Genomic DNA, 20254 nt, shown 5'->3' with positions numbered 1-20254 from the left:
TGTGAATATATCAATTTCCGCAATAATTTTCCTGTTGTAATGTGGGTTCATTCTCGCTGAAACGCGAACCGAACAATAAGACAGTACAACATCACGAGGTATCACCATGGCTAACTACTTTAATACACTGAACCTGCGCCAGCAGCTGGCGCAGCTGGGCAAATGTCGCTTTATGGGTCGCGACGAATTCGCCGATGGCGCAAGCTACCTTCAGGGTAAAAAAGTGGTCATCGTCGGGTGCGGTGCTCAGGGGCTGAACCAAGGCCTGAACATGCGCGACTCCGGTTTGGATATCTCCTACGCCCTGCGTAAAGAAGCGATTGCTGAGAAGCGCGCTTCCTGGCGCAAAGCGACCGAAAATGGCTTCAAAGTAGGTACCTACGAAGAGCTGATCCCGCAGGCGGATCTGGTGGTTAACCTGACCCCGGACAAACAGCACTCCGACGTTGTACGTTCCGTACAGCCGCTGATGAAAGATGGCGCGGCGCTGGGCTACTCCCACGGTTTCAACATCGTCGAAGTGGGCGAGCAGATCCGTAAAGATATCACTGTGGTGATGGTTGCGCCGAAGTGTCCGGGTACCGAAGTGCGTGAAGAGTACAAACGTGGTTTTGGTGTTCCAACCCTGATCGCCGTTCACCCGGAAAACGATCCGAAAGGCGAAGGCATGGCGATTGCCAAAGCATGGGCTGCGGCCACTGGCGGTCACCGTGCGGGCGTGCTGGAATCGTCCTTCGTTGCGGAAGTGAAATCTGACCTGATGGGCGAGCAGACAATCCTGTGCGGTATGCTGCAGGCAGGCTCTCTGCTGTGCTTCGACAAGCTGGTGGAAGAAGGTACTGACCCGGCTTACGCCGAAAAACTGATTCAGTTTGGCTGGGAAACCATCACCGAAGCGCTGAAGCAGGGCGGTATCACCCTGATGATGGATCGTCTGTCTAACCCAGCGAAACTGCGTGCTTATGCGCTGTCCGAACAGCTGAAAGAGATCATGGCGCCGCTGTTCCAGAAACACATGGATGACATCATCTCCGGCGAATTCTCTTCAGGCATGATGGCTGACTGGGCCAACGACGATAAGAAACTGCTGACCTGGCGTGAAGAGACCGGCAAAACCGCGTTCGAAACCGCGCCGCAGTTTGAAGGTAAAATTGGCGAGCAGGAGTACTTCGATAAAGGCGTGCTGATGATCGCGATGGTGAAGGCTGGCGTTGAGCTGGCGTTTGAAACCATGGTGGATTCCGGCATCATCGAAGAGTCAGCTTACTACGAATCACTGCACGAACTGCCGCTGATCGCGAACACCATCGCCCGTAAGCGTCTGTACGAAATGAACGTAGTCATTTCCGATACCGCAGAATACGGTAACTACCTGTTCTCTTACGCGTGCGTACCGCTGCTGAAAGAGTTCATGACTACCCTGCAAACCGGGGATCTGGGCAAAGCCATTGCCGAAGGTGCGGTAGACAACGCGCAGTTGCGCGACGTGAACGATGCTATTCGTGGCCATGCTATCGAGAAAGTTGGCCAGAAACTGCGTGGCTATATGACTGATATGAAACGTATTGCTGTAGCTGGCTAAGAGGCTGCCATTCGGCAAAAAAAGCCCGGTGTTTGAACACACCGGGCTTTCTATTAGTTACGGTACAGCACTTTAATGATGTGGTAACCGAACTGAGTGTGCAGTGGGCCGGTTGGCTCCAGCACCGGGCAGGAGAACACCACTTTATCAAACGCCGGAACCATCTGGCCCTGACGGAATTCGCCTAAATCGCCGCCGCGTTTGCCCGACGGGCAGATAGAGTGTTTCTTCGCCAGTTTACCAAAATCGGCGCCATTTTTGATTTGTTCCAGAAGATCTAGAGCCAGTTTCTCTTCTTTAACAAGGATATGCACTGCTGATGCTGTTTTTGCCATGGTTTGTGCTCTGAGTTGAGTGATAAATCAGGGCGCAATAGTAGCATGTAATCCATGGTCTTCGACGATGGGCTATGACCGATCCCCCTGGCGTCACTTTCTGCTACAATCCACATCCCCGTGTTTACAGATTGAGCAATCCTCTATGCGTTTGAACCCCGGACAACAACAAGCCGTCGAATTCGTCACCGGACCTTGCCTGGTGCTGGCGGGAGCGGGTTCCGGTAAGACGCGTGTTATCACAAACAAAATCGCACATCTGATCCGTGAATGTGGCTATCAGGCACGGCATATTGCGGCAGTAACCTTTACCAATAAGGCTGCGCGCGAGATGAAAGAGCGTGTGGCGCAAACGTTGGGTCGTAAAGAAGCGCGCGGGTTGATGATCTCTACTTTCCACACTCTGGGACTGGATGTCATTAAGCGTGAATACGCCGCGCTAGGGATGAAGTCGAACTTCTCGTTGTTTGATGATACTGACCAGGTGGCCCTGCTTAAGGAATTGACCGAAGGGCTAATTGAAGACGATAAACTTATCCTTCAACAGTTGATTTCAACGATCTCCAACTGGAAAAACGATCTGATGACCCCAGCGCAGGCGGCAGCCAGTGCAAAGGGTGAACGCGATCGTATTTTTGCCCACTGCTATGGTCTGTATGACGCGCATATGAAGGCGTGTAACGTCCTCGATTTTGACGATCTGATCCTGCTCCCCACGCTGCTGTTGCAGCGCAATGAAGAAGTACGTGAGCGTTGGCAAAACCGAATCCGCTACCTGCTGGTGGATGAATATCAGGATACCAACACCAGCCAGTACGAGTTGGTGAAGTTGCTGGTGGGGAAACGCGCGCGCTTTACCGTCGTGGGTGATGACGATCAGTCGATCTACTCCTGGCGCGGGGCACGTCCGCAGAACCTGGTACTGTTAAGCAAAGATTTTCCGGCGCTGCAGGTGGTGAAGCTGGAGCAAAACTATCGTTCATCAGGGCGTATCCTGAAGGCGGCGAACATCCTTATTGCTAACAACCCACACGTCTTTGAAAAACGGCTCTTTTCTGAGCTTGGCTACGGCGCTGAGCTGAAGGTGTTGAGTGCGAATAATGAAGAGCACGAAGCAGAACGCGTGACCGGGGAACTGATTGCCCATCACTTTGTGAACAAGACGCAGTATAAAGACTACGCCATCCTGTATCGCGGTAATTATCAGTCGCGAGTGTTCGAAAAGTTTCTGATGCAGAACCGCATCCCGTACAAAATTTCCGGCGGGACGTCGTTCTTCTCACGTCCGGAGATTAAAGATCTGCTGGCCTATCTGCGCGTGCTCAGCAACCCGGATGATGACAGTGCATTTTTGCGCATCGTAAATACGCCAAAGCGTGAAATCGGTCCGGCCACGCTGCAAAAGTTGGGGGAATGGGCGATGACGCGTAATAAAAGCCTGTTTACCGCCAGCTTTGATATGGGACTTAGCCAGACGCTAACCGGGCGCGGATATGATTCTCTGACCCGCTTTACGCACTGGCTGGGTGAAATTCAACGTCTGGCGGAGCGCGAGCCGGTTGCCGCCGTACGCGATCTGATCCACGGCATTGATTACGAATCCTGGCTGTATGAAACCTCGCCGAGCCCGAAAGCGGCCGAAATGCGTATGAAAAACGTCAACACGCTGTTCAGCTGGATGACGGAGATGCTGGAAGGTAGTGAGCTGGAAGAGCCAATGACCCTGACTCAGGTCGTTACCCGCTTTACCCTGCGCGACATGATGGAGCGCGGAGAGAGCGAAGAGGAGTTGGATCAGGTGCAGTTGATGACGCTGCATGCTTCAAAAGGACTGGAGTTCCCGTACGTATTTATGGTGGGAATGGAAGAAGGATTTTTGCCGCACCAGAGCAGCATCGATGAAGATAACATCGACGAAGAGCGTCGTCTGGCTTACGTCGGGATTACACGTGCGCAGAAAGAACTTATCTTCACGCTGTGTAAAGAGCGCCGTCAGTACGGTGAACTGGTACGACCTGAACCGAGCCGTTTCCTGTTGGAACTACCACAAGATGACGTTATCTGGGAACAGGAGCGTAAAGTGGTGAGTGCCGAGGAGCGGATGCAAAAAGGGCAGGCCAGCATTGCCAATATTCGGGCGATGATGGCAAAAGCCAAAGAGAAATAGGTCTTTTGTAGGCCGGATAAGCGTAAGCGCTATCCGGCAGCCAGCATCTAATGCACTTCCAGCGGCCAGTGGACATAGCTTTGCCACTGTATTTCCTGATCGATTAACTCTGTACCTAATGGATGATGTTCCAGCCAGCCTTCCGGTAGCGTTAACGTCAGATTCTCATCCTGAGCTTGCAGGGTGATATGTGGCACTAAATCGTCGCGACGGCGAGCGGCGAAGATGATCGCCAGGCGTAGCAAACGGCAAAGGTGCTCCGCGATGCGTGGTGGCACAGCGTTTTGCTGGTGGAGTGAAGAGAGATCGACTGGATTAGTTTGGTTGAGCAACAGCGTGGCTAACAGTTTTTTCTGCGCGGGAGTAAAGCCCGGGAGATCGAGATTACGTACCAGCCAGGCGGCATGCAGTGGCGCCTGCTTATACTCTACGCTCAGTCCTATTTCATGCAACTGACAGGCACTTTGCAGCAGTTCACGACTAATAGCTTCAAGATGCCACTCATCTTTCACCTGTTCGAGTAAATGCACAGCCAATTGCGTGACGCGATTCGCCTGATCGGTGTCGACCATAAATCGACGCTGAATATTACGCAGCGTACGGCTGCGAATGTCCTGATCAACCGGTAAGTGCAGCATGCCGTAGACCAGACCTTCGCGTAGTGCGCCGCCGGCCAGAGTCATGCATTGAATATTCAGTTCGGTGAAAATGGCGATCAGAATGGCCAGTCCGCTGGGAAAAACCAGTGCGCGTTCCAGCGTTAACCCTTCTATTTCCAGCTCTTCCAGACGACCACAATGAATTGCGCGTTGTTTAAGCTGCTGAAGCTTGGCCAACGTAATGCGCTCATCCATGCCTTGCGCCATCATGATTTCCTGTAACGCTTGGACGGTGCCAGAGGCACCAACGCAAACTTTCCAGCCATGAAAACGCAGTTTGTCGGCGACCGGGCGCAGAACTTCGCGAGCCGCTTTCTCTGCTTCGTCAAAGTTTTCCTGTGCCAGATTACGATTGGTGAAATACCTTTCGAGCCAGGTGACGCAGCCCATTGACAGGCTGAACAGAGAGGTGGTTTGTGCGCCGGAGCCGGTAACCAGTTCAGTGCTGGCACCGCCAATATCAACGACAAGACGCTGATCGGCACCGCCGGTGGTGTGGGCAACACCTTGATAAATCAGCCGCGCTTCTTCTTCGCCGCTGATGACCTGGACAGGACAGCCGAGGATCTCTTGCGCTTTGGCGATAAACTCATCGGCGTTTACCGCGATGCGTAATGTTGCCGTGGCGACCACGCGGATTTGCGGCTGAGGGATATCCTGCAGGCGTTCAGCAAACAGGCGCAGGCATTGCCAGCCGCGCTCCATAGCTTCAGCGGAAAGAACGTTGTCGCTGTTGAGGCCAGCGGCCAGACGCACCTTGCGTTTAATACGCGTGAGCGTCTGAATGCTTCCCGCCACCTCGCGTACGACCAGCATATGAAAACTATTCGAGCCTAAATCAATTGCGGCGTACAGCGAAGTGGTTGTGAGCATATCTAACGTTAACCTGAACGACGACGATTACGCGGAGCACCACCGGTACGGCGTGGGCCATTGCCTGTGCGCGGACGCGTTAAGCGTAACGGCTTCGGCAGATCGGTCATCAGCGCATCCGGGTTGTACTTGCTGACCGGGATTGAGTGACCGATATAGGTCTCGATTGCTGGTAAATTCAGCGCGTATTCTTCACAGGCCAGGCTGATAGAGTGACCGCTTGCTCCGGCGCGACCGGTACGACCGATACGGTGAACGTAATCTTCACAGTCATCCGGCAGGTCATAGTTAAATACGTGCGTTACGGCTGGGATATGCAGACCACGCGCGGCGACATCCGTCGCAACGAGAATGTCGAGATCGCCACGGGTGAACTCATCAAGGATACGCAGACGTTTTTTCTGCGCCACGTCACCGGTCAACAGACCGACGCGATGACCGTCAGCGGCAAGGCTACCCCAGATATCTTCACAACGATGCTTGGTGTTAGCAAAGACGATGGCGCGATCTGGCCACTCTTCTTCAATCAGCGTTTGCAGTAAACGCATTTTCTCTTCGTTGGAAGGATAGAAGAGCTCTTCTTTAATACGGTGACCTGTCTTCTGTTCCGGTTCGACTTCAACGTACTCGGCGTTATTCATCTGTTCGAACGCCAGTTCGCGAACGCGGTAAGAGAGGGTTGCAGAAAACAGCATGTTCAGACGTTGGGTGGTTGGCGGCATACGACGGAACAGCCAACGGATATCTTTGATAAAACCCAGATCGTACATACGATCGGCTTCATCCAGCACCACGACCTGAATCGCGCCCAGGTTAATGTGGTTCTGTTTTGCATAGTCGATGAGACGACCGGTCGTGCCGATAAGAATATCGACGCCGCTTTCCAGCACTTTCAGCTGTTTGTCATAACCGTCGCCGCCATAAGCCAGGCCTAATTTCAAACCGGTGGTCTGTGCCAGCGGCTCGGCGTCAGCGTGGATCTGCACGGCTAACTCACGCGTTGGCGCCATAATTAACGCACGCGGTTGGTTCACCTTGCGATCGGCAATCGCGGGATGAGAGAGAAGATAATGAAACGTTGACGTCAGGAACGCCATCGTTTTTCCGGTACCGGTTTGCGCCTGCCCTGCAACATCACGACCTGCCAGCGTTAGCGGCAGCGCGAGGGCCTGAATGGGCGTGCAGTTATGAAAGCCTTTATTTTCAAGGGCTTCTATCACCTTTGGGTGCAGGGCGAAGTCGGAAAACTTCTGTTCTGTTAAATGTGTTTTGCTCATAGTGTGGTAGAATATCAGCTTACTATTGCTTTACGAAAGCGTATCCGGTGAAATAAAGTCAACCTTTAGTTGGTTAATGCTACATCAACACGTCGTTGATTAAGAGTACACCAACGCACCAGGCTTATTCCTGTGGAGTTAATATGAGCGATAAAATTATTCACCTGACTGACGACAGTTTTGACACGGATGTACTCAAAGCGGACGGAGCTATCCTCGTTGATTTCTGGGCAGAGTGGTGCGGTCCGTGCAAAATGATCGCTCCAATTCTGGATGAAATCGCTGACGAATATCAGGGCAAATTGACGGTTGCTAAACTGAACATTGACCAAAACCCAGGCACCGCGCCGAAGTATGGTATCCGTGGCATCCCGACCCTGCTGCTGTTTAAAAACGGCGAAGTTGCGGCGACTAAAGTCGGCGCACTATCCAAAGGTCAGTTGAAAGAATTCCTCGACGCTAATTTAGCGTAAGGAAGTCTCATGATCGGGCGACCATACTTCGAAATGATTCGGATGACTGGACGCCCGACTTGAGTCGTGCTAAGTTAGTGTTGACTTCGTATTAAACATACCTTATTAAGTTTGAATCTAGTTATATCCAATACTTCCCGTTGTTTCTCGCGCGAGAAGTGGACAGATTCCTGGCTTGTCACTCAATCCGTCTTGTCGTTTCAGTTCTGCGTACTTTCCTGTGACCAGACAGCGAACAGACATGAGTTGATGGCCGTAAACAGGCATGGATGACCCTGCCATACCATTCACAACATTAAGTTCGAGATTTACCCCAAGTTTAAGAACTCACACCATTATGAATCTTACCGAATTAAAGAATACGCCGGTTTCTGAGCTGATCACTCTCGGCGAAAATATGGGCCTTGAAAACCTGGCTCGTATGCGCAAGCAGGACATTATTTTTGCCATCCTGAAGCAGCACGCAAAGAGTGGCGAAGATATCTTTGGTGACGGTGTGCTGGAGATATTGCAGGATGGATTTGGTTTCCTCCGCTCTGCAGACAGCTCCTACCTCGCCGGTCCTGATGACATCTACGTTTCTCCCAGCCAAATCCGCCGTTTCAACCTCCGCACTGGTGATACCATCTCTGGTAAGATTCGCCCGCCGAAAGAAGGTGAACGCTACTTTGCGCTGTTGAAAGTTAACGAAGTTAACTACGACAAACCAGAAAACGCCCGTAACAAAATCCTCTTTGAGAACTTAACACCGCTGCACGCAAATTCTCGTCTGCGTATGGAACGTGGTAACGGTTCTACTGAAGACTTAACGGCGCGTGTACTGGATCTGGCATCACCGATCGGTCGTGGCCAACGTGGTCTGATTGTTGCTCCGCCGAAAGCAGGTAAAACCATGCTGCTGCAGAACATCGCGCAGAGCATTGCTTACAACCATCCGGACTGCGTGCTGATGGTGCTGCTGATTGACGAACGTCCGGAAGAAGTTACCGAGATGCAGCGTCTGGTGAAAGGTGAAGTGGTTGCGTCTACCTTTGACGAACCAGCCTCCCGCCACGTTCAGGTTGCGGAAATGGTTATCGAGAAGGCGAAACGTCTGGTTGAACACAAGAAAGACGTTATCATTCTGCTCGATTCCATCACCCGTCTGGCGCGTGCTTACAACACCGTGGTTCCGGCTTCCGGTAAAGTTTTGACCGGTGGTGTTGATGCCAACGCCTTGCATCGTCCGAAGCGTTTCTTCGGTGCGGCGCGTAACGTGGAAGAGGGCGGTAGCCTGACTATCATCGCGACTGCGCTGATCGATACCGGCTCTAAAATGGATGAAGTTATCTACGAAGAGTTTAAAGGTACCGGCAACATGGAACTGCATCTCTCTCGTAAGATTGCTGAAAAACGCGTCTTCCCGGCTATCGACTACAACCGTTCCGGTACCCGTAAAGAAGAGCTGCTCACCACCCAGGAAGAGCTGCAGAAAATGTGGATCCTGCGCAAAATCATCCATCCGATGGGTGAAATTGATGCCATGGAATTCCTCATTAACAAGCTGGCGATGACCAAGACTAACGACGACTTCTTCGACATGATGAAACGTTCGTAATTCAGGTCTCATCCGAAAACGCCACGTTTTTACGTGGCGTTTTGCTTTTGTGGCTGTAATCTTAACGACACAATAACGATAATACGGTATGAAGTACCAACAAGTAGAAAAAGATTCGTAATCTGTTTCTTGTGGTTGATAATTATACAAAACCATTGGGTATGAAGTCGGGTTTCCCTTCTGAATATAGGTCTTCGTGGTTATACTTCTGCTATTAATATTCTCTGAGAGCATGCATTGTGAATTTACTGACAGTAAGCACTGATCTCATCAGTATTTTCTTATTCACAACACTGTTTCTTTTCTTTGCCCGCAAGGTCGCAAAAAAGATTGGTTTAGTGGATAAACCCAACTTCCGTAAACGGCATCAGGGATTGATTCCGTTGGTTGGAGGGATTTCGGCTTACGCAGGTGTATGTTTTACGTTTGCCATTGCTGACTACTACATCCCGCATGCTTCTCTCTTTCTGGCCTGTGCTGGTGTATTAGTTTTGGTCGGCGCGTTAGACGATCGCTTTGATATCAGTGTAAAAATCCGTGCGATTATCCAGGCCGCGATCGGCATTATTATGATGTCGGTTGGCAAACTCTATCTTCTTAGCCTTGGGTATATTTTTGGTCCCTGGGAGATGGTGCTCGGTCCGTTCGGCTATTTACTCACGCTGTTTGCCGTCTGGGCGGCAATAAACGCCTTCAATATGGTGGATGGGATTGATGGTCTGCTAGGTGGGTTGTCCAGCGTTTCATTTGCGGCGATGGGATTCATTTTGTGGTTTGATGGTCAGACGAGTCTGGCTATCTGGTGTTTTGCCATGATCGCCGCCATTCTGCCTTATATCCTGCTAAATCTGGGCATCCTTGGACGTCGCTATAAAGTTTTTATGGGTGACGCGGGCAGTACACTGATTGGCTTCACCATTATTTGGATCCTGCTGGAGACTACGCAGGGCAAAACTCACCCCATTAGCCCGGTAACTGCACTGTGGATTATTGCCATTCCATTGATGGATATGGTGGCAATCATGTACCGACGTTTGCGAAAAGGCATGAGCCCTTTCTCCGCGGATCGTCAACACATACATCATCTGGTGATGCGAGCAGGGTTTACTTCCCGACAAGCATTTGTTCTGATTACGCTGGCTGCGGCGGTACTGGCGTCTATCGGCGTGTTGGCTGAATATTTTCGCTTAGTCCCTGAATGGGCCATGTTGTTGCTTTTTTTACTGGCCTTTGGCCTCTACGGTTACTGTATCAAGCGTGCCTGGAAGGTAGCGAGATTTATCAAGCGAGTGAAGCGCAGATTGCGAAGAATTCGTGAAGGCAAACCAAACTTAACCAAGTAAATTGAGGATGCGATGAGACAACCATTACCGGGGGAAGACGCCGTGAGCGCTGAAAATGAACTGGATATCCGTGGGTTGTTTCGTACCTTGTGGTCAGGGAAGGTGTGGATCGTCGGTATGGCTCTCGCCTTCGCGATAGCGGCCCTCGCCTATACGTTTTTTGCGCGTCAGGAGTGGAGCGCCACGGCGATTACTGACAGGCCAACGGTCAATATGTTGGGCGGCTTTTACTCTCAACAACAGTTTTTACGCAACCTGGATATTAAGGCCAGTCTTGCGTCCACGGACCAACCGTCAGTAATGGATGAGGCCTATAAAGAATTCATTATGCAGCTTGCCTCCTGGGATACACGCCGAGAATTCTGGCAGCAGACTGATTACTATAAGCAGCGTATGGTCGGTAATAGCAAAGCCGATGCGGCGATGCTGGATGAACTGATCAATAACATTCAGTTTTTACCTGGCGATGCGCTGCGTAATACCAATGACAGCGTGAAGCTGATTGCCGAGACGGCTCCTGATGCCAACAATTTGCTGCGCCAGTACGTCGCGTTTGCCAGCCAACGCGCGGCACGTCATCTGAACGATGAGTTAAAAGGCGCATGGGCCGCACGCACTGTGCAGATGAAAGCGCAGGTCAAACGTCAGGAAGAAGTGGCAAAATCCATTTTCTCTCGCCGCGTCCACAGCATTGAACAAGCGCTTAAAATTGCCGAACAACATAATATTTCGCGTACTTCCACAGATGTTCCAGCTGATGAATTGCCGGATTCAGAATTGTTCTTACTCGGACGTCCTATGTTGCAGGCGCGACTCGAGAATCTGCAGTCAATTGGTCCGGATTTCGATCTGGACTATTTCCAGAACAGGGCAATGCTGAACACCCTGAACGTTGGACCAACTTTAGATCCGCGTTTTCAGACCTATCGTTATTTGAGAACGCCGGAAGAGCCGGTAAAACGTGACAGCCCTCGTCGCGCCTTCCTGATGATTATGTGGGGTATCGTTGGGGCTCTGATCGGTGCTGGTGTCGCGTTAACCCGTCGCCGTACGATTTAGCAATGCCGTTGCAGTGAGGGGCTGGGCCCTCACTGCCAATCCGAAGAGAATCGATGTGAAAGTACTGACTGTATTTGGTACGCGACCGGAGGCCATTAAGATGGCTCCTCTGGTTCATGCGCTGGAAAAAGATCCTGATTTTGAGGCGAAAGTTTGCGTTACGGCGCAGCATCGGGAGATGCTCGATCAGGTGTTGAATCTTTTTTCCATTGTACCTGACTACGATCTCAATATTATGCAGCCAGGTCAGGGACTAACAGAAATAACCTGCCGCATCCTGGAAGGGTTAAAGCCTATTTTGGCTGAATTCAAACCCGATGTGGTGTTGGTTCATGGTGATACCACAACCACGATTGCTACCAGTCTGGCCGCGTTCTATCAGCGCATCCCGGTGGGGCATGTCGAGGCTGGTTTACGTACAGGCGATCTCTATTCACCATGGCCGGAAGAGGCTAATCGTACGCTGACCGGGCGTCTGGCAATGTATCATTTTGCCCCAACAGAAAACTCGCGCCAAAATCTGTTACGAGAAGCTATCCCTGATGATCGTATTTTCGTCACGGGTAATACGGTTATTGACGCGTTGATCTGGGTTCGGGATCGCGTACTGGGAAATGAGACGCTGCGTGCGGATCTGGCCGAACGTTATCCTTTCCTGGATGCTGATAAAAAGATGATCCTGGTGACCGGTCATCGTCGGGAAAGCTTCGGTCGCGGTTTTGAGCAAATCTGTCATGCCCTGGCGGAAATAGCCGCGTCTAACCAAAATGTGCAGATTGTCTATCCGGTACACCTGAACCCTAACGTCAGTGAGCCGGTCAATCGCATCCTGGGTCACGTTGAAAACGTGGTGTTGATTGAACCGCAGGACTACCTGCCATTCGTATGGCTGATGAATCACGCCTGGTTGATCCTTACTGATTCCGGCGGGATTCAGGAAGAAGCGCCGTCTCTGGGGAAACCTGTGCTGGTGATGCGTGAAACAACGGAGCGCCCGGAAGCTATTACCGCAGGGACTGTACGTCTGGTAGGTACAGACCCACAGCGGATTGTTGAAGAAGTCACGCGTTTGCTGCATGACGACAATGAATATCAGATCATGAGCCGCGCCCATAATCCGTATGGAGACGGGCTGGCATGTGACCGCATTTTAGATGCATTAAAAAATAATCGGATATCGCTATGAGTTTTACGACCATTTCTGTCATTGGGCTGGGTTATATCGGACTGCCAACGGCGGCTGCCTTTGCTTCCCGTCAAAAACACGTAATTGGCGTAGATATAAATCAACATGCGGTGGATACCATTAATCGCGGTGAAATTCACATCGTTGAGCCCGATCTGGGGGCGGTGGTGAAAACGGCGGTCGAAAATGGGTTTTTACGTGCGAGCGCGACACCCGTAGATGCTGATGCGTATCTGATTGCGGTGCCTACCCCGTTCAAGGGAGATCATGAACCCGATATGGTCTACGTAGAAGCCGCGGCGAAATCTATTGCGCCAGTTTTGAAAAAAGGCGCATTGGTGATTCTGGAATCCACTTCACCTGTCGGGGCAACTGAACAGATGGCCGCATGGCTTGCAGAAATGCGGGCTGACCTGACTTTCCCGCAGCAGGTCGGTGAACAGGCGGACGTTAACATTGCTTATTGCCCAGAGCGCGTACTGCCGGGTCAGGTAATGGTCGAACTGATTAAAAACGATCGGGTGATTGGAGGAATGACCTCCGTCTGTTCCGCGCGCGCCAGCGAGCTGTACAACATCTTTCTCGAAGGCGAATGTGTGGTGACCAACGCCCGCACCGCAGAAATGTGTAAGCTGACGGAAAATAGCTTTCGCGATGTCAATATCGCCTTCGCCAATGAACTGTCGCTGATTTGCGCCGATCAGGGGATCAACGTCTGGGAACTGATTCGGCTGGCAAACCGGCATCCACGCGTGAATATTTTGCAGCCCGGCCCTGGCGTAGGTGGACACTGTATCGCGGTCGATCCGTGGTTTATCGTGGCGCAGAACCCGCAGCAGGCGAAATTGATCCGTACTGCACGTGAGGTAAACGATGGTAAACCGCATTGGGTGGTCGATCGGGTAAAGGCTGCCGTAGCCGACTGTCTGGCGGATACCAACAAACGGGCTAGCGAAGTGAAAATTGCCTGTTTTGGTCTGGCATTCAAACCCAATATTGACGATTTGCGTGAAAGCCCGGCGATGGGAATTGCGCAGAATATTGCGCAATGGCACAAAGGCGAAATGCTGGTGGTGGAACCGAACATCCATCAACTGCCGAAAAAACTGGATGGTATTTGCCAACTGGCGACGCTGGACGATGCTCTGGCACGTGCTGATGTGTTGGTCATGTTGGTTGACCATAATGAATTTAAAGGCATCAAAGGCGATGCGGTTCAACAGCAGTACATCGTTGATACCAAAGGGGTCTGGCGGTGAAAATCCGCGCCAGTATTGAGCCGCTTAGCTGGGAAAATACGTTCTTTGGCGTGAATAGCGCCATTGTCCGTTTTGACCAACGCGCGCCGGTTCTAACCGCGGATGCGTTGCTGCCCTGGTCGCGTGTACAAGCAAAAATACTTGCCGCAAATAGCCATGAATTGGATGCTCTTCAGCATTTGGGTTTCTCACTGGTAGAAGGTGAAGTCGATTTTGTACTGCCGGTGACGTGTGCCAGCGGCGACCCCGGTGCGCAGGTCGCGCAACCTACGGATATCCCGGTATTACGCCATCTGGCAGGACAGGCATTTGCGCAAAGTCGTTTTCGCGCCCCGTGGTATGCCGAAGATGCCAGCGCGCGTTTCTACGCACAGTGGATTGAAAACGCGGTGCTGGGGACGTTTGATCATCAATGCCTCATTTTTCGTAAACCGACTGGTGAGATTCGTGGCTATGTCTCGCTGCGTGAACTGAATGCGACCGAGGCGAGAATTGGCCTGCTGGCCGGGCGTGGTGCGGGTGCAGAACTGATGCAGGCCGCGCTTTGTTGGGCACAGGCCCGCGGTAAAACAACATTGCGCGTGGCGACCCAAATGGGTAACACCGCCGCGCTTAAACGTTATATACACAGTGGTGCGAATGTGGAAAGCACCGCGTATTGGTTATACAGGTGACACGATGATTCCATTTAATGCACCGCCGGTGGTGGGAACTGAACTCGATTACATGCAGTCTGCGATGAATAGCGGCAAACTGTGTGGTGACGGTGGCTTTACCCGTCGCTGTCAGCAGTGGCTGGAGCAGCATTTTGGCAGCGAGAAAGTGCTGTTGACGCCCTCCTGCACCGCATCGCTTGAGATGGCGGCATTGCTGCTGGATATCCAGCCTGGCGATGAAGTCATTATGCCGAGCTACACGTTTGTCTCTACGGCCAATGCCTTCGTGTTGCGCGGCGCGAAAATCGTCTTTGTTGATATCCGCCCGGATACCATGAACATTGACGAAACGCTGATTGAAGCGGCGATCACCGATAAAACCCGCGCTATTGTGCCGGTACATTACGCGGGCGTGGCCTGCGAAATGGATACCATCATGGGGCTGGCCACTAAACATAACCTGTATGTGGTGGAAGATGCCGCCCAGGGCGTCATGTCGACCTACAAGGGGCGTGCGCTTGGTACGATTGGTCACATCGGCTGCTTTAGCTTCCATGAGACCAAAAACTATACCGCAGGCGGGGAAGGTGGAGCGACGCTGATTAATGATAAAAAATTAGTCGAGCGTGCAGAAATCATCCGTGAAAAAGGGACTAACCGTAGTCAGTTTTTCCGCGGCCAGGTAGACAAGTATACCTGGCGTGATATCGGTTCCAGCTATTTGATGTCCGATCTGCAGGCGGCTTATCTGTGGGCGCAGTTGGAAGCGGCTGATCGTATTAACCAGCAGCGTCTGGCGCTGTGGAAAAAGTATTACGATGCCCTGGAACCGCTGGCGCGTGCCGGGCGTATTGAGCTGCCTTCGATACCGGAGGGTTGCGTACAGAATGCCCATATGTTTTACATCAAACTGCGCGATATCGACGATCGCACGGCGTTGATTAACTTCCTGAAAGAAGCTGAAATTATGGCGGTGTTCCACTATATCCCGCTGCATGATTGCCCGGCTGGCGATAAATTCGGCATGTTTGCCGGTGTTGATCGTTACACCACCAAAGAGAGCGAACGCCTGCTGCGTTTACCGCTGTTCTACAATCTGTCGCCGGTGAACCAGCGAACAGTCATTACGACCTTACTCAACTACTTCGCCTGATATGTCGCTTGCAAAAGCGTCCTTATGGACGGCGGCCAGTACGCTGGTAAAAATTGGTGCAGGTTTGCTGGTTGTGAAGTTGCTGGCGGTGTCGTTTGGACCGGCAGGCGTGGGGCAGGCGGGTAACTTCCGCCAGATGGTCACTGTGCTTGGCGTGTTGGCGGGGGCCGGCATTTTCAATGGCGTCACGAAATACGTTGCGCAGCATCATGACGATCCGGCCCGGCTCCGTAAGGTGGTCGGTACATCTTCCGCGATGGTGCTGGGATTCTCTACGCTGATGGCGGTGATTTTTTTGCTGGCGGCCGCACCTATCAGTCAGGGATTATTTGGTCATACTCATTATCAGGGGCTGGTTCGACTGGTTGCGCTGGTGCAGATGGGCATAGCCTGGGCGAACCTGCTGCTGGCGCTGATGAAGGGCTTCCGCGATGCGGCGGGTAACGCGCTGTCGTTGATTGTGGGGAGCCTGGTGGGCGTAGCGGCTTATTATGGCTGTTATCGCTTGGGAGGGTATGAAGGCGCCTTGCTGGGCCTGGCGCTGGTACCTGCGCTGGTCGTTATCCCTGCCGCTATAATACTGATTAAGCGTGGGACTATCCCCCTGCATTACCTGAAACCCTCGTGGGATAACGGTCTGGCAGGGCAGTTAAGCAAGTTTACGCTGATGGCGCTGATTACCTCCGTAACGCTGCCAGTGGCATACGTGATGATGCGAAACCTGTTGGCGGCGCAGTACAGCTGGGATGATGTGGGGATCTGGCAGGGGGTGAGCAGTATCTCCGATGCTTATCTGCAATTCATCACCGCCTCATTCAGCGTTTACTTGCTGCCGACGTTGTCGCGTTTGACTGAAAAGCGCGACATTACACGCGAAGTGATCAAGTCGTTGAAATTCGTGCTGCCGGCGGTTGCTGCCGCAAGCTTTACCGTCTGGCTACTGCGCGATTTTGCTATCTGGCTGCTTTTCTCCGCTAAATTCACCGCCATGCGCGACCTGTTCGCCTGGCAACTGGTCGGTGATGTGCTGAAAGTCGGCGCCTATGTTTTCGGTTATCTGGTGATCGCGAAAGCGTCGCTGCGGTTTTATATCTTGGCAGAAATTAGCCAGTTCATGTTATTGACGGCGTTTGCACATTGGCTGATCCCTGCACATGGTGCGCTGGGCGCGGCACAGGCTTACATGGCAACGTACATTGTCTATTTCTCTCTTTGTTGTGGCGTGTTTTTACTCTGGCGTAGGCGGGTATGACTGTACTGATTCACGTTCTGGGATCGGATATCCCTCACCATAACCAAACCGTGCTGCGGTTTTTCAACGACTCGCTGGCCGCGACGAGCGAGCACGCGCGCACGTTTATGGTTGCAGGTCAGGATGCCGGATTCAGTGAGAACTGCCCGGCGTTATCGCTAAGCTTCTATGGTGGGAAAAAGGCGCTGGCTGAAGCGGTTATCGCGAAAGCAAAAGCGGATCGCCAACAGCGTTTTTTCTTCCACGGTCAGTTCAACACCAGCCTGTGGTTAGCGCTGCTGAGCGGGGGAATTAAACCGGAGCAGTTTTACTGGCATATCTGGGGCGCGGATTTATATGAAGTCTCCAGCGGACTGAAATTTCGCCTGTTTTACCCCATTCGCCGTATGGCGCAGAACCGCGTGGGCTGCGTATTTGCCACGCGGGGTGATTTGAGCTATTTCGCCGAACAGCATCCGCGCGTGCGTGGCGAGTTGCTCTATTTCCCAACGCGGATGGATCCCTCGCTCAATAATATGAGCAACGCGTGTCAGCGCAGCGGCAAGATGACGGTGCTGGTTGGCAACTCTGGCGATCGCAGCAATGAGCATATTGCCGCGCTACGCGCCGTCCATCAGCAGTTCGGCGACACGGTGAATGTGATTGTACCGATGGGGTACCCCGCCAATAATGTGGCTTATATCGACGAGGTTCGTCAGGCCGGCCTGGCATTGTTTAGCGCTGAGAATCTGCAAATTTTAAGTGAAAAGCTGGAATTTGATGCCTATCTGACATTATTACGTCAGTGTGATTTGGGTTACTTTATTTTTGCCCGTCAGCAGGGGATCGGTACCCTGTGTTTACTGATTCAGGCCGGTATCCCGTGCGTGCTCAACCGTGAAAATCCCTTCTGGCAGGATATGGTGGAACAGAATCTCCCGGTGTTATTTACCACTGATGAGCTCAATGAAGGCGTCGTACGCGAAGCGCAGCGCCAGTTGGCATCGGTAGATAAAAATTCAATCACCTTCTTTAGCCCGAATTATCTGCAGCCGTGGCACAACGCGCTGCGCATTGCTTCAGGAGAAACCATATGAGCCTGATGCAATTTAGCGGTTTGCTGGTGGTATGGCTGCTCTCCACCTTGTTTATCGCCACGCTGACCTGGTTTGAATTCCGCCGCGTGCGTTTTAACTTCAATGTTTTCTTCTCACTGCTGTTTTTGCTGACGTTCTTCTTCGGGTTCCCGTTGACCAGCATACTGGTGTTCCGTTTTGATGTGGCAGTTGCTCCGCCGGAGATCCTGCTGCAGGCCTTGCTGTCAGCCGCCTGTTTCTATGCCGTCTACTACGTGACGTATAAAACACGCCTTCGCAAGCGAGTCGAGGATAAGCCACGCAGGCCGCTATTTACCATCAATCGCGTTGAAGCGCATTTGACCTGGGTTATCCTGATGGCGATTGCATTGGTGAGCGTGGGCGTCTTCTTTATGCACAACGGATTCCTGCTGTTCAGACTGCAATCCTACAGCCAAATTTTTTCCAGCGAAGTCTCTGGCGTCGCTCTGAAGCGTTTCTTCTACTTCTTCATTCCGGCAATGTTGGTGGTCTATTTCCTGCGTCAGGACAGCAAAGCGTGGTTGTTCTTCCTGGTGAGTACCGTCGCGTTTGGTTTGCTGACCTATATGATTGTTGGCGGGACGCGCGCCAATATCATCATTGCGTTTGCCATCTTCTTGTTTATCGGCATCATTCGCGGCTGGATTTCGCTGTGGATGTTGGCCGCCGCGGGCGTGCTGGGTATCGTCGGGATGTTCTGGCTGGCGCTGAAGCGTTATGGGATGAACGTTAGCGGCGACGAGGCGTTCTATACCTTCCTGTACCTCACGCGGGATACCTTCTCGCCGTGGGAGAATCTGGCGCTGTTGCTGCAAAATTACCACAATATTGAGTTTCAGGGGCTGGCGCCGATTGTCCGTGACTTCTACGTCTTTATCCCCTCCTGGCTGTGGCCTGGGCGGCCGAGTATTGTCCTCAACTCAGCGAACTACTTTACCTGGGAAGTGTTGAACAACCACTCAGGTCTGGCGATTTCGCCGACGTTAATTGGTTCACTGGTGGTGATGGGCGGGGCGCTGTTTATCCCGTTAGGCGCGATTGTCGTTGGACTCATCATCAAGTGGTTTGACTGGCTGTATGAGTTAGGCAACCGCGAAACCAATCGCTACAAGGCGGCGATTCTGCACAGTTTCTGTTTTGGCGCTATTTTCAATATGATCGTGTTGGCACGTGAAGGGCTGGATTCGTTTGTCTCGCGAGTGGTCTTTTTCCTCGTGATTTTCGGCGTTTGTCTGCTGGTGGCAAAACTGCTGTTTTGGCTATTCGATAGTGCGGGACTCATCCATAAACGAATCAAATCGCTGCCCCGGACACAGATTGAAGGATCGTAATGACAGATAACACAACTGCGCCACTCTACTCGCTGCGCGGGCTACAATTGATTGGCTGGCGCGATATGCAGCATGCGCTAAATTACCTGTTTGCCGAGGGACATCTCAGGTCAGGAACGCTGGTGGCAATCAACGCTGAGAAGATGCTGACGGCAGAAGATAACCCTGAAGTGCGGGATCTGATCAACGCCGCTGAGTTCAAATATGCGGATGGGATTAGCGTGGTGCGCTCAGTGCGCAAAAAATTTCCGCAGGCGCAGGTTTCACGCGTGGCAGGGGCTGATCTTTGGGAAGCGCTTATGGCGCGAGCCGGGCAGGAAGGAACGCCTGTCTTCCTGATTGGTGGCAAGCCTGAAGTTCTGGCGCAAACGGAAGCCAAACTGCGTGCCCAGTGGCGCGTGAACATTGTAGGCAGTCAGGACGGTTATTTTACCCCGGACCAGCGGCAGGCGTTGTTTGAACGTATCCACGCCAGCGGTGCGCAGATTGTGACGGTGGCGATGGGCTCGCCGAAACAAGAGATCTTTATGCGTGACTGCCGGAAGATTCACCCTGAAGCGCTGTATATGGGCGTCGGTGGTACCTACGACGTCTTTACCGGTCACGTTAAGCGTGCGCCGCGAATCTGGCAGACTCTGGGGCTGGAGTGGCTGTATCGCTTATTGTCGCAGCCAAGCCGTATCACTCGTCAACTTCGCTTATTACGCTATCTCCGCTGGCACTATACCGGCAACCTCTGACGCCCTCCCTCCTTTGATAAGTAGCGTGATCTGCTAATTACGCTACTTATTCACAACATAATCGCTGCTTTCTCGCACAATCTATTTATTTTTTGAATGCTTTAATTGCCATTTAAGCGATTTTAGGAAACCATTCGCAACAATCATTGCAGTGCCGTGGTGTTTTTGACGCCAACCGTTAAGCGGTCGGTGCCGTATGGCCTGTTATGGCATAA

General features: G+C 52.2%; 18 protein-coding genes. 15 read left to right on the top strand and 3 right to left on the bottom strand.

Going from position 1 to position 20254, the window contains the following annotated elements; translation table 11 throughout:
* The first annotated feature begins 106 nt into the window (after window positions 1-106).
* Entirely contained in the window at window positions 107-1582 is a 1476-nt protein-coding gene (ilvC, locus tag OGV93_RS12815; protein WP_016157835.1) for a ketol-acid reductoisomerase, read from the top strand.
* A gap of 53 nt (window positions 1583-1635) precedes the next feature.
* Here the strand turns inward: ilvC and ppiC are convergent, their stop codons facing one another.
* The gene (ppiC, locus tag OGV93_RS12810; protein WP_016155104.1) at window positions 1636-1917 is read right to left on the bottom strand and encodes a peptidylprolyl isomerase PpiC; all 282 of its coding nucleotides are present in this window, start codon (window positions 1915-1917) and stop codon (window positions 1636-1638) included.
* A 145-nt stretch (window positions 1918-2062) separates the two neighbouring features.
* Here ppiC and rep point away from each other — a divergent pair, with 145 nt between their 5' ends.
* Complete coding sequence (rep, locus tag OGV93_RS12805) at window positions 2063-4084, top strand: DNA helicase Rep (protein ID WP_101701048.1); 2022 nt, start codon at window positions 2063-2065, stop codon at window positions 4082-4084.
* Window positions 4085-4131: 47 nt separating this feature from the next.
* Here rep and gppA read toward each other — a convergent pair whose 3' ends face one another.
* The gene (gene gppA / locus OGV93_RS12800) at window positions 4132-5616 is read right to left on the bottom strand and encodes a guanosine-5'-triphosphate,3'-diphosphate diphosphatase (protein WP_016157837.1); all 1485 of its coding nucleotides are present in this window, start codon (window positions 5614-5616) and stop codon (window positions 4132-4134) included.
* 8 nt (window positions 5617-5624) lie between these two features.
* Window positions 5625-6893: an ATP-dependent RNA helicase RhlB gene (gene rhlB / locus OGV93_RS12795; protein WP_003829013.1), complete on the bottom strand. Its 1269-nt coding sequence runs from the start codon at window positions 6891-6893 to the stop codon at window positions 5625-5627.
* A 143-nt stretch (window positions 6894-7036) separates the two neighbouring features.
* Between rhlB and trxA the strand changes: the two genes are divergently transcribed.
* The 13 genes from trxA to wecG all read left to right on the top strand — a co-directional run bounded on the left by trxA (window position 7037) and on the right by wecG (window position 20039).
* On the top strand, window positions 7037-7366 hold the full coding sequence (gene trxA, locus OGV93_RS12790; RefSeq protein WP_001280776.1) for a thioredoxin TrxA: 330 nt from the start codon (window positions 7037-7039) through the stop codon (window positions 7364-7366).
* 130 nt (window positions 7367-7496) lie between these two features.
* Window positions 7497-7616: a rho operon leader peptide gene (locus tag OGV93_RS12785; RefSeq protein ID WP_049259789.1), complete on the top strand. Its 120-nt coding sequence runs from the start codon at window positions 7497-7499 to the stop codon at window positions 7614-7616.
* Between the two features lie 87 nt (window positions 7617-7703).
* On the top strand, window positions 7704-8963 hold the full coding sequence (gene rho, locus OGV93_RS12780; RefSeq protein WP_002437993.1) for a transcription termination factor Rho: 1260 nt from the start codon (window positions 7704-7706) through the stop codon (window positions 8961-8963).
* Between the two features lie 239 nt (window positions 8964-9202).
* Complete coding sequence (gene wecA, locus OGV93_RS12775; RefSeq protein WP_016155107.1) at window positions 9203-10306, top strand: UDP-N-acetylglucosamine--undecaprenyl-phosphate N-acetylglucosaminephosphotransferase; 1104 nt, start codon at window positions 9203-9205, stop codon at window positions 10304-10306.
* Between the two features lie 12 nt (window positions 10307-10318).
* The gene (wzzE, locus tag OGV93_RS12770; RefSeq protein ID WP_016155108.1) at window positions 10319-11365 is read left to right on the top strand and encodes an ECA polysaccharide chain length modulation protein; all 1047 of its coding nucleotides are present in this window, start codon (window positions 10319-10321) and stop codon (window positions 11363-11365) included.
* 55 nt (window positions 11366-11420) lie between these two features.
* Complete coding sequence (wecB, locus tag OGV93_RS12765; RefSeq protein WP_029139774.1) at window positions 11421-12551, top strand: non-hydrolyzing UDP-N-acetylglucosamine 2-epimerase; 1131 nt, start codon at window positions 11421-11423, stop codon at window positions 12549-12551.
* Window positions 12548-13810, top strand: coding sequence for a UDP-N-acetyl-D-mannosamine dehydrogenase (gene wecC / locus OGV93_RS12760; protein WP_046274881.1), 1263 nt, complete (start codon window positions 12548-12550; stop codon window positions 13808-13810). The genes wecB and wecC overlap by 4 nt, the downstream gene beginning before the upstream one ends.
* Window positions 13807-14484: a dTDP-4-amino-4,6-dideoxy-D-galactose acyltransferase gene (rffC, locus tag OGV93_RS12755; RefSeq protein WP_101701049.1), complete on the top strand. Its 678-nt coding sequence runs from the start codon at window positions 13807-13809 to the stop codon at window positions 14482-14484. Before wecC ends, rffC begins: the two co-directional genes overlap by 4 nt.
* Window positions 14485-14488: 4 nt before the next feature.
* Window positions 14489-15619 (top strand): dTDP-4-amino-4,6-dideoxygalactose transaminase, encoded by a 1131-nt coding sequence (rffA, locus tag OGV93_RS12750; RefSeq protein ID WP_101701050.1) that lies wholly within the window; start codon window positions 14489-14491, stop codon window positions 15617-15619.
* A gap of 1 nt (window position 15620) precedes the next feature.
* A complete protein-coding gene (gene wzxE / locus OGV93_RS12745; protein WP_101701051.1) occupies window positions 15621-16871 on the top strand; it encodes a lipid III flippase WzxE in 1251 nt (416 codons plus the stop codon).
* Window positions 16868-17947, top strand: a complete 1080-nt coding sequence (locus OGV93_RS12740) for a TDP-N-acetylfucosamine:lipid II N-acetylfucosaminyltransferase (protein WP_049270486.1) — start codon at window positions 16868-16870, stop codon at window positions 17945-17947. Before wzxE ends, OGV93_RS12740 begins: the two co-directional genes overlap by 4 nt.
* Window positions 17944-19299, top strand: a complete 1356-nt coding sequence (gene wzyE, locus OGV93_RS12735) for an ECA oligosaccharide polymerase (RefSeq protein ID WP_016155117.1) — start codon at window positions 17944-17946, stop codon at window positions 19297-19299. The genes OGV93_RS12740 and wzyE overlap by 4 nt, the downstream gene beginning before the upstream one ends.
* Entirely contained in the window at window positions 19299-20039 is a 741-nt protein-coding gene (gene wecG / locus OGV93_RS12730; RefSeq protein ID WP_047358750.1) for a lipopolysaccharide N-acetylmannosaminouronosyltransferase, read from the top strand. Before wzyE ends, wecG begins: the two co-directional genes overlap by 1 nt.
* The last annotated feature ends 215 nt before the right edge of the window (window positions 20040-20254 follow it).

Source organism: Citrobacter sp. Cb031 (assembly GCF_030336725.1).
GTDB lineage: Bacteria > Pseudomonadota > Gammaproteobacteria > Enterobacterales > Enterobacteriaceae > Citrobacter > Citrobacter braakii.
Note: the sequence above shows the minus strand (reverse complement) of the source record. Positions and strands in the feature narration are given on the sequence as shown.

What these genes read in the sequence shown, in the direction of transcription:
- ilvC (WP_016157835.1), top strand. Translation starts at nt 107, where the DNA reads ATGGCTAACTACTTTAATACACTGAACCTGCGCCAGCAGCTGGCGCAG.
- ppiC (WP_016155104.1), bottom strand. Translation starts at nt 1,917, where the DNA reads ATGGCAAAAACAGCATCAGCAGTGCATATCCTTGTTAAAGAAGAGAAA.
- rep (WP_101701048.1), top strand. Translation starts at nt 2,063, where the DNA reads ATGCGTTTGAACCCCGGACAACAACAAGCCGTCGAATTCGTCACCGGA.
- gppA (WP_016157837.1), bottom strand. Translation starts at nt 5,616, where the DNA reads ATGCTCACAACCACTTCGCTGTACGCCGCAATTGATTTAGGCTCGAAT.
- rhlB (WP_003829013.1), bottom strand. Translation starts at nt 6,893, where the DNA reads ATGAGCAAAACACATTTAACAGAACAGAAGTTTTCCGACTTCGCCCTG.
- trxA (WP_001280776.1), top strand. Translation starts at nt 7,037, where the DNA reads ATGAGCGATAAAATTATTCACCTGACTGACGACAGTTTTGACACGGAT.
- rho (WP_002437993.1), top strand. Translation starts at nt 7,704, where the DNA reads ATGAATCTTACCGAATTAAAGAATACGCCGGTTTCTGAGCTGATCACT.
- wzzE (WP_016155108.1), top strand. Translation starts at nt 10,319, where the DNA reads ATGAGACAACCATTACCGGGGGAAGACGCCGTGAGCGCTGAAAATGAA.
- wecC (WP_046274881.1), top strand. Translation starts at nt 12,548, where the DNA reads ATGAGTTTTACGACCATTTCTGTCATTGGGCTGGGTTATATCGGACTG.
- rffA (WP_101701050.1), top strand. Translation starts at nt 14,489, where the DNA reads ATGATTCCATTTAATGCACCGCCGGTGGTGGGAACTGAACTCGATTAC.
- wzxE (WP_101701051.1), top strand. Translation starts at nt 15,621, where the DNA reads ATGTCGCTTGCAAAAGCGTCCTTATGGACGGCGGCCAGTACGCTGGTA.
- OGV93_RS12740 (WP_049270486.1), top strand. Translation starts at nt 16,868, where the DNA reads ATGACTGTACTGATTCACGTTCTGGGATCGGATATCCCTCACCATAAC.
- wzyE (WP_016155117.1), top strand. Translation starts at nt 17,944, where the DNA reads ATGAGCCTGATGCAATTTAGCGGTTTGCTGGTGGTATGGCTGCTCTCC.
- wecG (WP_047358750.1), top strand. Translation starts at nt 19,299, where the DNA reads ATGACAGATAACACAACTGCGCCACTCTACTCGCTGCGCGGGCTACAA.